The 12,731-nt window shown below is 54.1% G+C and carries 14 protein-coding genes and 1 pseudogene; 6 read left to right on the top strand and 9 right to left on the bottom strand.

The genetic code is table 11. The features are described 5' to 3' along the window. Positions 1-24 precede the first annotated feature (24 nt). The 7 genes from R6U41_RS07950 to R6U41_RS07920 all read right to left on the bottom strand — a co-directional run bounded on the left by R6U41_RS07950 (position 25) and on the right by R6U41_RS07920 (position 5,402). Positions 25-348 carry a hypothetical protein gene (locus R6U41_RS07950; RefSeq protein ID WP_410269302.1) on the bottom strand — a complete coding sequence of 108 codons (324 nt, stop codon included), beginning with the start codon at positions 346-348 and terminating at the stop codon, positions 25-27. A 119-nt stretch (positions 349-467) separates the two neighbouring features. After that, positions 468-827, bottom strand: coding sequence for a DsrE family protein (locus tag R6U41_RS07945; protein ID WP_410269301.1), 360 nt, complete (start codon positions 825-827; stop codon positions 468-470). Positions 828-878: 51 nt separating this feature from the next. Next, positions 879-2,003, bottom strand: coding sequence for a tetrathionate reductase family octaheme c-type cytochrome (locus tag R6U41_RS07940; protein WP_410269366.1), 1,125 nt, complete (start codon positions 2,001-2,003; stop codon positions 879-881). Between the two features lie 6 nt (positions 2,004-2,009). Continuing rightward, complete coding sequence (locus R6U41_RS07935) at positions 2,010-2,267, bottom strand: hypothetical protein (protein WP_410269300.1); 258 nt, start codon at positions 2,265-2,267, stop codon at positions 2,010-2,012. Positions 2,268-2,270: 3 nt separating this feature from the next. Further along, the gene (gene trxA, locus R6U41_RS07930) at positions 2,271-2,600 is read right to left on the bottom strand and encodes a thioredoxin (RefSeq protein WP_410269299.1); all 330 of its coding nucleotides are present in this window, start codon (positions 2,598-2,600) and stop codon (positions 2,271-2,273) included. Between the two features lie 850 nt (positions 2,601-3,450). After that, positions 3,451-4,860, bottom strand: a complete 1,410-nt coding sequence (locus R6U41_RS07925; protein ID WP_410269298.1) for a sigma-54 interaction domain-containing protein — start codon at positions 4,858-4,860, stop codon at positions 3,451-3,453. Positions 4,861-4,901: 41 nt separating this feature from the next. Then, entirely contained in the window at positions 4,902-5,402 is a 501-nt protein-coding gene (locus R6U41_RS07920) for a hypothetical protein (RefSeq protein WP_410269297.1), read from the bottom strand. A 375-nt stretch (positions 5,403-5,777) separates the two neighbouring features. On the opposite strand from R6U41_RS07920, the gene R6U41_RS07915 reads away from it, so the two are divergent. The 6 genes and pseudogenes from R6U41_RS07915 (at position 5,778) to R6U41_RS07890 (ending at position 9,267) form a co-directional block, all read left to right on the top strand. Then, a complete protein-coding gene (locus R6U41_RS07915) occupies positions 5,778-6,125 on the top strand; it encodes a formylglycine-generating enzyme family protein (RefSeq protein WP_410269296.1) in 348 nt (115 codons plus the stop codon). Beyond that, positions 6,122-6,290: pseudogene (locus tag R6U41_RS07910) on the top strand (formylglycine-generating enzyme family protein). The gene R6U41_RS07915 and the pseudogene R6U41_RS07910 overlap by 4 nt, the downstream one beginning before the upstream one ends. Then, positions 6,287-7,453: a cyclic nucleotide-binding domain-containing protein gene (locus tag R6U41_RS07905; RefSeq protein WP_410269295.1), complete on the top strand. Its 1,167-nt coding sequence runs from the start codon at positions 6,287-6,289 to the stop codon at positions 7,451-7,453. The pseudogene R6U41_RS07910 and the gene R6U41_RS07905 overlap by 4 nt, the downstream one beginning before the upstream one ends. Further along, positions 7,444-8,454: a glutathione synthase gene (gene gshB, locus R6U41_RS07900; protein ID WP_410269294.1), complete on the top strand. Its 1,011-nt coding sequence runs from the start codon at positions 7,444-7,446 to the stop codon at positions 8,452-8,454. Before R6U41_RS07905 ends, gshB begins: the two co-directional genes overlap by 10 nt. A 38-nt stretch (positions 8,455-8,492) precedes the next feature. Continuing rightward, complete coding sequence (locus R6U41_RS07895) at positions 8,493-9,095, top strand: ABC transporter substrate-binding protein (RefSeq protein WP_410269293.1); 603 nt, start codon at positions 8,493-8,495, stop codon at positions 9,093-9,095. Next, the gene (locus R6U41_RS07890; protein WP_410269292.1) at positions 9,049-9,267 is read left to right on the top strand and encodes a hypothetical protein; all 219 of its coding nucleotides are present in this window, start codon (positions 9,049-9,051) and stop codon (positions 9,265-9,267) included. Before R6U41_RS07895 ends, R6U41_RS07890 begins: the two co-directional genes overlap by 47 nt. A gap of 9 nt (positions 9,268-9,276) precedes the next feature. Here R6U41_RS07890 and R6U41_RS07885 read toward each other — a convergent pair whose 3' ends face one another. Both R6U41_RS07885 and R6U41_RS07880 read right to left on the bottom strand, forming a co-directional pair. Then, on the bottom strand, positions 9,277-11,295 hold the full coding sequence (locus R6U41_RS07885; protein WP_410269291.1) for an alpha amylase C-terminal domain-containing protein: 2,019 nt from the start codon (positions 11,293-11,295) through the stop codon (positions 9,277-9,279). Between the two features lie 14 nt (positions 11,296-11,309). Further along, positions 11,310-12,731, bottom strand: a 1,422-nt coding sequence (locus tag R6U41_RS07880; RefSeq protein WP_410269290.1) for a glycogen synthase, incomplete at its 5' end; no start/stop codon positions are given.

The following is a 12,731-nucleotide window of genomic DNA, read 5'->3' as shown; positions in this document are numbered from 1 at the left end:
CAGATCTTGAATCTTCAAAACACGCTATCCGTTTTCCGGGCACGGTTGAGGCAGAAATCTATGATCTGCCCGGCCTACGGCCAGGGCCATTTGCTCAATTTCCCGGGTTAAATCAAAGGGCCAGCTTTGGCCGGATACGTGAAAGTTGGACCGAAAATCCCCTTCCGCCGGCGCCAGGGCCATGGCCCCGGCAATCTTTTCCCCGATGAGCAGCACCCGAAGATCCGTGCGTCCTGCCGGGGCAGAATCACCCGTGGCAGGAAGCCAATCAGAGCCCCGCCCATACCGGGCCGGCCCCGGAAGATCCAGGGGCCGGCCCGGTATGCATCCACAAGGCCCAGGGCGCATCCCCGCTTTTCCGCCGCCTCCAAAAGCTGCCGGTTTGGCGGATAATCACCGTCCCGGACCGTGATAACACCGATATCCATGGCAGCGCTTCCCAGAGAGGTTTGGGTCCTGCACCGGGATCACAGACTGATCACTGCAGCATCGCAGGACAATTGAATCAATTCCGCAGCCGTGCCCATGCGGGCGCCATCGATTAAATCCTCCCCGGCAATCCGCCGGGCCTTTGCACACGGGATGCAGGCCAAAATGGGTACTTCATGGGCCTGCAGATAGGTGATCAGATCATCTGCCACATCGCCGGTGGCTGCCCGCAGATTGTCGGCAAGGCCCTTTTTTGCGATATAGACCCCTTCATCAAGAAGAAACAGGGTTACATTCTTGCCTTCCTTGTGGGCCACCGTGGCCAGGTGCACGGCCCGGGTGGCCCGGTTGGGATTGTCTGTGCCGCAAGACAGACTGATCACCACATTGTTTGTCATATCCATCTCCTTTGGACTTGCTTTGCTTGTATCTCCAATGCCGGACCAAAATCACTGCCGCCCTGCGGAGCGGCCGCCCACGTTGGCCGGATCGCCTTCATATCCCAGCGCGCGGAAATTCATCACCTTGTCACAGCCGTGGCAGTCCAGGCAGGAAAGGGCCTCCTCCTTGGGGGCTACCTGATGATTCAACCGCCAGTGCATGATGGTCTCCACAAAAATCACTTCCCCGGAAAAATCCAGGCCCGCCGAAGCCATACCTTTTTCCGATGTATCGATCCAGTCATAGGTTTCAAAATAGCCGCCATCGCCAAAGAGCTTGGGCACAATCAAATGCCCGTTGACCGGATCAGCCGGCTCCACGCCCTTCATGATCTTGTAGGGCGTAATTTTGGCTTCCGGGTCATGGATATCTCCCTGGGGCGGATTGATCTGGGTGCCGGCCTCCCGGTTGATGGGATCTCCCTTGAGGTACCGCTTGTGGGTGCCGTTGTACCACTCATATTCGGGGGTCAGATTTTTTTCCCGGATCAACAGCCCTTTTTTCTTGCTCAAAATTCTTTTCTTTTTCCCTTTGTTTTCCAGGACCTTATCCTCCCTGCCGCTCTGGGACCAGTCCCAGAGCGTGGTGGTGGGCGCATCCTTTGCGTATTCGGGAATATGGCAGGCCTCGCAGGACACGGTATGGGTGTGATCGTTTAACTTGGAAAGCATTGCCGAGGACTTGTCATGGGGCCGGCTGTCATGGCAGTCCGTGCACGCCACCGGTCCTTCGCTGACAGATGATGTGGTGCTTCTGCCGGCAATCTTATGATTCTCTGTGGTGTGACAGTCCTGGCACTGAAAATCCATGCCGCCCATGTGCACATCATGCTCCCGTGAGGGATCGGCCAGGGCCGCATCCATGTCCCCGTGCTTCACATTGTTTCCCCCGCCGCCGTACCAATGACAGGAACCGCAATTGGAACGGGTGGGCTTGCCCACGCTTTGGGCGACTTCGAGCAGATTCACGGAACCATCCGTGTAACCACATTCCCCCTTGCTGCCGGCATACTTGCCGGTCTGATCGTGACAGACCAGGCAGTCCACGGCCGCATCATCCATGAAATCAAAAGTGTCATCTTCTTTTCCGTACCCGGCGTGACATTTGGTGCACCTGCACCAATTGGACTCTATGCTGACTCAGTAATTGTTCATCAGATCCCTTTTGCCCAGTTCCACGCCTTTTTCAAGCCCCACCACATGGGGGGAAGGCCCTTTCCACAACCAGTGAGCGGATTCCAGCACTTCCTTGCCCTCCTCGGCATGGCAGTGCAGACAGGTTTCAGTGACCTCCGGGCCGGATTCAAAATCGTCATGGATATAATTGCTGTGATCCACAGCCATGGCCGGCCCCGATAATATGGCCGCTGCCAGGACCCCTAAAACCCATTTTTTCATGTTTTACTCTCCTTTTTCCGCGGCATTTTCAATGGCGCCCACCAGGATCTCCCTGGGCTGCATCCCCACAAATCGCTCCAATTCCCGGCCGTTTTTAAACACAACCAGAGTGGGGATGCTATGGATGCCGAACTGGTTTGCCACTTCCCGGTTTTCAGATACATTTACTTCAAGGATCCGGGCACGGCCGGCAAAATCGTCTGCAATCTGATCGACAATGGGTGCCTGGGCCTTGCACGGCCCGCACCACGGTGCATTGAAATCCACCAGGCAGACTCCCTTTTGCGTAGCCTGACGGAAATCCTCACTGCTTTCCAGCTTTTCTGGCTCCATGAATGCGCCTCCCTTTGTTTTTTTCATAACCCAATCGATGAATGGCGCCGTAAAAGTCCAATATCTGCGTTATGCGCGATTCCTCAGAATTTCACGTACGGCTAACTACTCTGCATTCCTCGGAATCACGCAAGCCTTGATCTTGAACTTTTTACGACGCCATCTGAAAAAAGACTTCCAAGGAAGCCCAAGGGCGGGGTCGGTTTTTGAAGCGACATTGAGCGTTTACGGAAAAATTCAGCAAATGCCGAAGCTAAAAAATTTCAAACTGTTTGAGGCCGACAGGCCGAGTTTTTGAAATTTTAAGCAAAGGCATTGGCTGAATCCGTAAACGGTCCGGAGCAAAAAAACTGACCCCGGCCGCAGGGCTTCCTTCCTACAAAAACATCGAACGCGGTAAAAAGCTTTTTACGAGCTCATCAATCAATAATTGTGCCATCTTTTTTACCCTTCCGGGCGCATTCATAAAAAATTATAAATTCAAATAATTATTCGGCAACAAAAAATTTGCGCCACTTGGGGTAAAGGTTTTCTGTGTTTGTCCGGCAACACATCCTTGTTTATTGTAACGCTGAAGTAACGTTATTTTCGCCACAATCCGTTTGATCAAAGACATAGCGTATTGACACCCTGTAAAAAACTTCTCACATCGCTTGATGTTTGCCAGGAAAAAATCATGCGAAAATCATAAAACTAAACATTAACAGCAACTTTTTTGATTCTAAACTGATCGTTTCAAATTTTTAAAATTTTTATTTCTCTATTATTTTAAATGATTTAGATCCGTTTTAGCTTTAAAAACTTGAAAATCGCTCAGTTTAAGTTTGATGTGACTTAGAACAAATTTCGATCAGACGGCTTCAGGCGGCTCCAGAGGAATATCAAATTTCTTCATGTACTTCCAAATAGACGTCCGGCTCTTTCCCACCCGCCGGGCCACCTCTGCCTTATTCCACCCACATTCCTGCAGCAGTGCCATCAAAGTCTCCCGGGTCAATTTTTTATGCTTATGGACAGCGCCGCTATGAAAAAGTTCGGCAGACAGGGAATCCAATTCCATCTGACGGATTTCCACCGGCAGGTCAAACACATCGATCCATTCGTTCTCGCAAAGGACAAAGGCATGCTCAATGGCGTTTTCCAGCTCCCGGACATTGCCGGGCCAGTTATAGTCCATCATCAACTGCATGGCATCATGGCTCAGACCGGAAATGCCCTTGCCGGTTTTGGTGTTGAAACTATCGATAAAATGGCGCACCAGCAGCGGAATATCCTCCCTGCGGCTGCGAAGCGGCGGCAGAAACACCGGAAACACCTTGAGCCGGTAAAACAGATCTTCCCGGAAATTGCCCTCGCGCACCAGGCTGTAGAGGTCCTTGTGAGTGGCGGCAATCACCCGGATATCCAGATGCCGGGCACTGGTCTCCCCGACCCGTTCGATCTGGCGCTCCTGAAGCACCCGCAGCAGCTTGAGCTGGATCAAGGGGCTGACTTCTCCGATTTCATCAAGCAGGATGGTTCCCCCGTGGGCTTCCTCAAATCGCCCCACCCGGTCCCGGTGGGCGCCGGTAAAAGCGCCGCGGACATGGCCGAATAGTTCGCTTTCCAGAAGCGACTCGGAAAGGGCGCTGCAATTGACCACCACCAGGGGCCCCTTGCTCCGGTCACTGTTGTAATGAATCGCCCCGGCCGCAAGTTCCTTGCCTGTGCCGCTTTCACCCTGCAGCAGCACCGAGGCATCACTTTTGGCCGCCATGCGAAGGGCCTGGAAAACCTCCCGCATGGCATGGCTTTTGCCGATAATATTGTGGAATTGGTGTTTCTCGAGCAGCTTTTGCTGGGCTTCCTCGGCTTTTCTCCGTGCAGCGGTCAGCTCGGTTAAATCCGTCAGGGTCTCAACCACCCCGATAATCCGGTTTTCCTCGTCTTTAAGAACCCGGGCGTTTTTGATTACCGAGACCCTGTGGCCGTCTTTGTGTTTTAACTGGCATTCAGACGGCTGGACCCGACCTTTTTTATAAATCTCGCACTCATGGATATTTGCCGGGCAATCCCGGCCGAAACACCGGCTAAACGCCAGCAATGAACAGAAACAGCCAATGGCTTCTTCAGCCCGGTAGCCGGAAAGCCTTTCCATGGCCGGATTCCAGGATGTAATGCGTCCTTCGGAATCCAGGGTGAAAACCCCTTCGCCCATGGTTTCCAGCAAAAGGCCGGCGAACCGGCTGTCCCATATCCCGTTTTGATCTTCCCGGTGCATTATCTGATGCTCCCTACTTGGGTTTTTATTTTTCAAATCATTCATTCCGGGATCCAGATCCCCATTTTTTTCCCGGTTTTCGGGCTTTTATAAACAGCCATTTTCCGGGTGTTGTTGTTGATGGCAATCTTCTGCCCCCCGATGTTGTCCTCGCCGATCACGGAATAAAGCTTCCGGTCGCCCACCCGGGCCGTCAGGCCCGCCAGCAGATTGCTGGCCATTTTTTTGCCCCGGAATTCCGGCAGAACCGATGTATAGCCCCGTTCCAGAAAACCCGACAAATCCAGGCCGGTCTGCTCCCGAACCATTTGCGTAAATTCGGGCCGGGGATTCTTGAGACTGGAGCAGGCCACGATTTGGCCGCTGTCATCTCTCTCATACCCGATTAAAAAAGCATGGGACAAGTTTTCCCGCACCCGGCCCGGGTCCACCGAGCCGCCGGCCTCCACCAGGGCAATGATGCGCTCCAGATCTTGTTCTGCCAATTCATCCGGCGGGGCAAAATAATAAACAATGTCTTCTATGGTTTCTGTTTCCGTCAATTTTTCGCCCTCCGGCAATGCAGTTGAATTTGACAGTTTCTCAAAAACCCCTTAAAATATCTAAAAAACAATATGTTTGATACGTTTAACCAAGACCCGGAAACGCCAAACGGCATCCAAGGAAGTCCAAGGTCGGGATCAGTTTTTGTAGCGACATTGAACGTTTTTACGAAAAAATTCGGCAAATGCCGAAGCAAAAAAATTTCAAACTGTTTGAGGCCGACAGGCCGAGTTTTTGAAATTTCAGCGAAGGCATTTGATGAATTCGTAAAAACGTTCAGGAGCGAAAAAACTGACTCCGACCGCAGAACTTCCTTCCTGCTCTGGCGTCGCTAAAAGCTTTTATGTATCTTCTATATATCAAGGATATGTATCATGCGAAACCTCTATTTTCTCATTTCCCTGGCCGCGGTCTTTGCATTGCTGACTTTGCCCCCGGCGGTCCGGGCAGCGGAAAAAGTTTATAAAAACCGCCTGGGCATGGAATTTGTCAGAATCGAACCGGGTCTGTTCATGATGGGCAGCCTCCCGGATGCGCCCCTTCGGGGTGAAAGTAAAAAACCCCACGAGGCGGCTGTTTCAGAGCCTTTTTTTATGCAGACCACTGAGGTGACCATCGGCCAATGGCAGGCAGTGATGGGCAAAAAATGGCTTTTCCCCAGAAAAGGGCCCAAAAACCTGCCTGTGACCGGCGTTTCATGGCATGACGCAAAAGATTCATAAAGGAGCTAAACCGCCGCACCGGTCAAACCTACCGCCTGCCCACAGAAACCGAGTGGGAATACGCGTGCCGGGCCGGCGGCGGTAAAAAGCTATGAACCCAATGACTGGGGCCTTTACGACATGCACGGCAATGTCTGGGAGGGGATAAAAAGGCCAAAAGAGTGAAGCACCAGCCGCCCATGCGCGAGCAGTTCCAGCAGGTGTTGCCCTTACGGCAGTCGACCCTGGTCAAAATCGTGCTGGTGCTCACGTTCATGCCCAATGTGGTGATCACCATCATGAACTATCAATTCAATTTTGCCGCAGATGCCTATTTTGCCAGCGAATCCGGCCTGCTTGGCTTTTTTTCTTATTTCCGGGGCGTGCTCAATATCATCAGCCCGGTGCTGCTGCTGTTTGTGGGCCGGCTCTATGGCCGCTTCAGCCTGCCCGTGGCCCTGATGTTTCACACATTTAACTACATCATTGCATTTATCGCCTTTCTGCGCGGCACTGTGGTCCGGGTCGCCCTGTTTGTCGGCTCGGGGCTGATTCTGGCCTCAGCCAACCTGTTTCACCCGCGCTATCTTTCCCTGGTGGCCCTGCCCTTTGTGCTGGTCTGGCTGGTGGCCCAGTTTGTGCTCAAGCGCAAATATGCCGCTATTCTCATGGACCTGATTTCCAGAAACATGCTGGATAAAAAAAGCATGGAACAGCAGAATCCGGCCACCCGGATCCGGCTGCTGGAAATGCTTTCAGACAACCCCGGGCCCGGGACCGCAGAGATGCTGCAAAGGATTCTTTTTGCCAGCAATGAGCCGGAGCTCACGGTTGCGGTCATCCGCACCATCCACAGGACCGGCTCGGGCAATCCGGCCATCCGCGACCGGCTCAAAACCCTGACCCAGCACCCCCACCCCGAGGTTCGGGGAAACGCGGCAGGATGCCTGTACATGAAAACCCCGGGGAAGCTCAAACCCAAAATCGACACCTGGCTTTATTCCAGGGAAATCGATCAACGAAAGGCAGGCGTGATTGCCGCGGGCCGGACAGGAGAAAAAGGATATGCCGGCATAAAGCAGATCCGCCTCGACACCATGGGTCCGGGAGATTATTTTAAAGAAATGGCCCTTTTCAAGGAGACCAAGCGGTCCGCCACCATTCGCACTCTGAAACCCGCGCGGTTTCTGCTTCTTGACAAGCCTGAATTCAACGAACTGGTGCGCGAGTATCCGGGTATCGCCCTGCAGATCTGCACGGCATTGAGCCAGCGCCTGCGCCATCTGCAATCAATGGTGGCAGACGCTGAGGCAAGAACCGGGTCACAAAAGGATGCGCCATGCAAATAGCTTTTGTCATGGATCGGCTGGAAACCATCGACCCGGTGTTTGAAACCACCACCGCCCTGATGTATGAATGCAATCAGCGGGGACATTCGGTGTTTTTTCTCGAACCCCATGACATCTATGTGCGCAGACAGCACATCGTGGCCCGGATGAAAGAAATCACAGTGGCCCGCGATCTTTCCATCAAGCAGTACTGGGACCAGATCATTGCCCAGCAGCAGAAGGAATCGCTGAGTTTCGAGGAACTCACGGAACTCGACGCCGTTTTTCTTCGCAAGGACCCGCCCCTAAACTACAATTCTGTTGAATTTCTGGCTCCGATCCGTAACCAGGTATTTATGATCAATGATCCGTGCGGCATGGTTCTGGGCAACAGCAAGCTCTATACCCTGAATTTTCCGGACCTGATCCCGGAAACCCATATTTCCCGTGATCCGTTCCGTCTTAGAAAAATCATCGACAATTTCGGCGGCGACATGGTTATCAAGCCCCTTGGCCGGTTCGGGGGCCAGGGCATTATCAAGGTCAGCACCCGGGAGCCGGAAAACCTTAACTCCCTGATCCACTATTACGTGGGCGCCCACAAGCCCTATGCAGACCGCGAGCAAATCATGGTCCAGGAATACTTAAAGGCGGTCAAAGAAAAAGGGGATGTCCGCATTTTGATGTTAAACGGAGAAATTCTGGGGGCCATGTGCAGAAAACCCCCGGACGGCAGTTTCCGGACCAACATTCACGCCGGGGGCAAGGCCTTTGCCCATGCCGTCACCCCAAGGGAGCGACAGATATGCGAAGAAATCCGGCCCCGGCTCATTGCCGACGGCCTTTATTTTGTGGGCCTGGATCTGATAGATGAAAAATTAATCGAGGTCAACTGCGTCAGCCCCGGGGGCATCCCCCGGATCAACCGGGTGGAAAATATCCGGATTGAAACCCGAGTCATCGACTTTGTGGAAAAAATGGCCCTTGCCAAGAGACAATCCCGGCAGGCAGCACTTCTATGAAAAGGAACCGCACATGCACTTTTTTCAAGATTTATTGTTTGGTCCCTGATCCTGACGGCAGCAGCCATGTTTTTTTCCTGCCCGACACTACTGCTCAGGCCTCAGGAAGTACCCTGCGCGTGGGCATTGCCGAAGAGCCGCGAACCCTCAATGTCTGGATGGCAACCGATGCCAATTCCAACAAAATTTTATCTCTGATCTATCAGCCCCTTTACACCGAACACCCGGAAACCCTGGAACTCACCCCGTGGCTGGCAAAGGCCATGCCCGTCTGGGACAAAGAAACAAACACCTACACCATGGAACTCAGGGAGGCCAAATGGTCGGACGGCTCCCCTGTGACCGCAGAAGACGTGGTGTTTACGGTCAATACCATCAAATCCTTTAACGTGCCAAAATATCACTCGAAATGGGAGTTCGTGGAAAAGGCCGAAGCCGTGGACACCAGAACCTTTAGCGGCTGGGTTTCCATGGTGGAGGGAATCGGCAATATCTGGTCCTTGCCAAACAGCGCAGCTGAACCCTTGGTGCAAATCCAGGGACTCAAAAAAACCTACAGCGAGCACCGGTCCCTGTTTGCCCGATCCTCCCCTGTTGGGAAGGAGCGAAGCCCGCAGGCAAAAAGCGGCCCTGACTCTTGATGCCGCGGGCCTGAGTCCGGCAGCGGATTTTTTTGCCAGCTACCCCCACCAGCTAAGCGAGGGACAGATCGTGGAGTCCGGCCCGGCCGAGCAGGTGATCAACAACCCCGGATCCGACTACACCCGCGCTTTGATCAACGCCCAGCCCCGCTTTTCCTTTGTCAACCAATAAGAAAAGAAATCAGCTCTTGCCGAGTTCCGGAAAAAGCACCAAGGCCGTGCGGGTGGGCAGATAAAGCTGCAGAAAATCCCGGGGTCCCTTATGGGCGTCTTCATGAAGGGTCAAATGCCGCTGGCCGGAATAAAGGCGGCCGTGGCCGCCGTATGATTGCGCATCCGAGTCCAGGATGGTGGTGTAGGCGCCGGCCGGGGCTGAAATCCGGTAATCGGTATAGGACTGCACGGGATGAAAGTTGAATGCAAACACGCACCCGTTTCGCTCAAATGCCAGGACCTTGTCGGATTCATGATGGCACAGCAGGGCGGGCTCTGTCTTTGACAGAATTTCACATTTTTTGGCGGTTTCAATCATGTCCAGGTCAAAATGGCCCAGACACTTGAATTTCAGATCCGGAGCATCGGCCAGGTGCCATTGTCTTCTGGCATAAGCGTAGGACCAATTGTTTTCAGCCCTGGGAAAATCGATCCACTCCGGATGGCCGAACTCGTTTCCCATGAAATTGAGATACCCGTGGCCGGCCGTGGCCAGGGTGATCAGCCGGATCATTTTGTGCAGGGCCACGCCCCGGTCCACTGTCATCCTGGGATCGTCTTTGTGCATGTGCGCATAGATGTCTTTGCCGATCAGCCGGAAAATAAGGGCCTGATCGCCCACCAGGGCCTGGTCGTGGGATTCGGCATAGCTGATGGTCCGCTCCTCTGCCCGCCGGTTGGTCAGCTCGTGCCAGATCGTCCCCAGGGGCCAGTGCTCGTCGCTATATTCCTTGATCACCCGGATCCAATAATCAGCAATGCCCATGGCAAACCGGTAATCAAAACCAACACCTCCAGATTTGTTTTCCAGGGCAAGCCCGGGCATTCCCGAGACATCCTCGGCAATGGTGACGGCATCTTCGCGGATCTCATGGATCAGCTTGTTGGCCAGGCACAGATAGGACAGGGCATCTTCATCCACGCTGTGATCAAAATAATCATCATAGGAGACAAAGGCTTTTCCCAGCCCGTGATGGGTATAGAGCATGCTGGTGATGCCGTCGAAGCGAAATCCGTCAAACCCGTATTCATCAAGCCAGAACCGGCAATTGGAAAGCAGAAAGTGCAGGACCTCTATTTTGCCGTAATCAAACAGCCGGGAATCCCAAGCGGGATGATGGCCCCGGTCTCCTGAATGAAAATATTGATAATCCGTACCATCAAACCGGCTTAAACCCTCTGCCTCGTTTGCCACGGCATGGGAGTGCACAAGATCCATGAGCACGCAAAGACCCGCCTCATGGGCGGCATCCACCAGCTCCTTGAGCTGCTCCGGGGTGCCAAAGCGCGACGAGGCCGCAAAAAAGTTTGACACCTGGTAGCCAAAAGAGGCGTAATAGGGATGTTCCTGTACGGCCATGAGCTGGATGGTATTGTATCCGGCAGCAGCAATACGCGGCAGCACCAGGTCCACAAACTCGCGATAGGTGCCCACCTTCTTTTCCTGCTGAGCCATGCCCACGTGCACCTCATAGATCAGCGGCGGCCGGTCCGGGCAGACAAATCCGGGATGGCGCCACACATAGGGCGAATCCGGCAGCCATACCTGGGCATTGAAAATCAGTGTATCCGGATCCTGAACCACCCGGCGGGCCCATGCGGGAATCCTGTCACCGGAGCCCCCGGGCCAGTGGATCCGCAGCCTGTAAAGATCCTTGTGCCCCAGCCGGTCGGCGGGCATGTGGATTTCCCATACGCCCGGGGTGTCTGCGGGCGTCAGGGCAAAGTCCCGGTCCTCCTTCCACCCGGTCATGTCGCCAATGAGATAAACCGTCTCGGCATTGGGCGCCCACTCCCGGAACACCCATTGATTGTTTCGCAAATGCAGGCCGAAATACTCGTGACCGGAAGCAAAATCCGACAAAGACGCATTGCCGCCGGTCAGGCGGTCCTCCAGGGCACTGATGTATGCAGCCCGTCTGCGAAGGGTCTCCGCATAGGGCTCCAGATACGAATCAAGTGCGACAAGCTGCTGCCAGGGTTCCATGGTGTTTCCTTATATCAGGCGATGTCAGAGGAATGGGAGACCAGGGGCCGGTGAAGCATTTTTTCATACAAATCAATGTATTGCCGGGCCGTGACCTCGTGGTTGAAACGCGCCGCGCTCTGTTCCATGATCCGCCGGATCTGCGGCTGCTTTACCGCAAGGGGCTGGCGGTAAAAGGCCATGGCCTGGTCCACGGCCCACATGAGTCCCGGCGAATCCAGGACCTCGAACAAAAACCCGTTTCCGCGGTTGTTTGCCACATCCAGATGCTTCACAGTGTCATGGATTCCGCCCGTATCATGGGCAACAGGCAGGGTGCCGTACTTGGGCCCGATCATCTGGGGCAGGCCGCAGGGCTCGAAACTCGACGGCATGAACAGAAAATCCGCAGATGCATAGGCCAGCCGCGAAAGGGGATCACTGAAGCTGCAGACCGCCACTTGTTCCTCCAGGCCGTGGAAATGCACAATGTCAATAAAATAGGGCTGAAAAACCCCGTTTGCCACAAACACCACCTGGATCTGCTCATCATGATACCCGGACACCATTTCGTACAGGATATCAGCCAGCACCTGGCAGCCCTTCTGTACCGGATCCAGCCGGGACGGCCAGAAAAAAAGCGGTGCCTCGGGATTCTGGATCAGGCCCAGGTGCTTTTGCAGATAGCGCTTGTTGGCCCGCTTGCCCTCGGATGCATCAGAGGGCGTATAATTGCGGAACAACTCGGGATCCGTGGCCGGATCATAGCTCGGATCCGGGGCGTTTAAAATCCCGTAGCCGCAGTCGGCCTCCACCTTGTTGGTCAGCTCCCGGCGGAGGGCATCCGAGATAAACCCGTGCCGGCCGGAAACAATTTCATTTAAAAACGTGGGACTCACCGTATTGACGAAATGGGAACCGAAAACCCCGGAAACAAGAAAATCCACAGGATTCCCACCCCGGCTCTGTTCATAATTGACCGCCATGTGATCGTAATACAGATTCTGCCAGAAGGCGGCCGCATCAATGCCCCGGTCCTCGATCTCAGCCAGGGCGGCTTTGACCGTGTGAATGTTATGGATGGTAAACAGACAGGGAATCCCGACCATGCGGGAATATCCCGGCACCAGCCCGGTCATCCAGTCATTGCAATGAATCAGATCCGGCCGGACCCGCGGCAGGATATTGTTGATCACCTCCCGCTGGAATGCCAGAGCGATTTTCATGTTTTCCTGGGAAAGATTGGAATACACGTGGTGCACGTAATAAAAGGCCCGGTCCTCGGCCAGGTGCAGCCGGTCTTCGGGCAGGTATTTGCGGTAGGTGTCCAGCTCTTTTTGGTAAATATCCCAGAGCGGGCCGATGTGCTTGTGGAAAATGCCCCGGTAATCCGGAAGCGCCACATGCACGTCCGCACCCAGGGCAAACAGCTTGCTGATCAGGGCGGCTGACACATC

The organism is Desulfosalsimonas sp., assembly GCF_046483245.1.
In the GTDB taxonomy this organism is placed as follows: Bacteria; Desulfobacterota; Desulfobacteria; order Desulfobacterales; family Desulfosalsimonadaceae; genus Desulfosalsimonas.
This window is presented reverse-complemented; position numbering and strand designations above follow the sequence as displayed.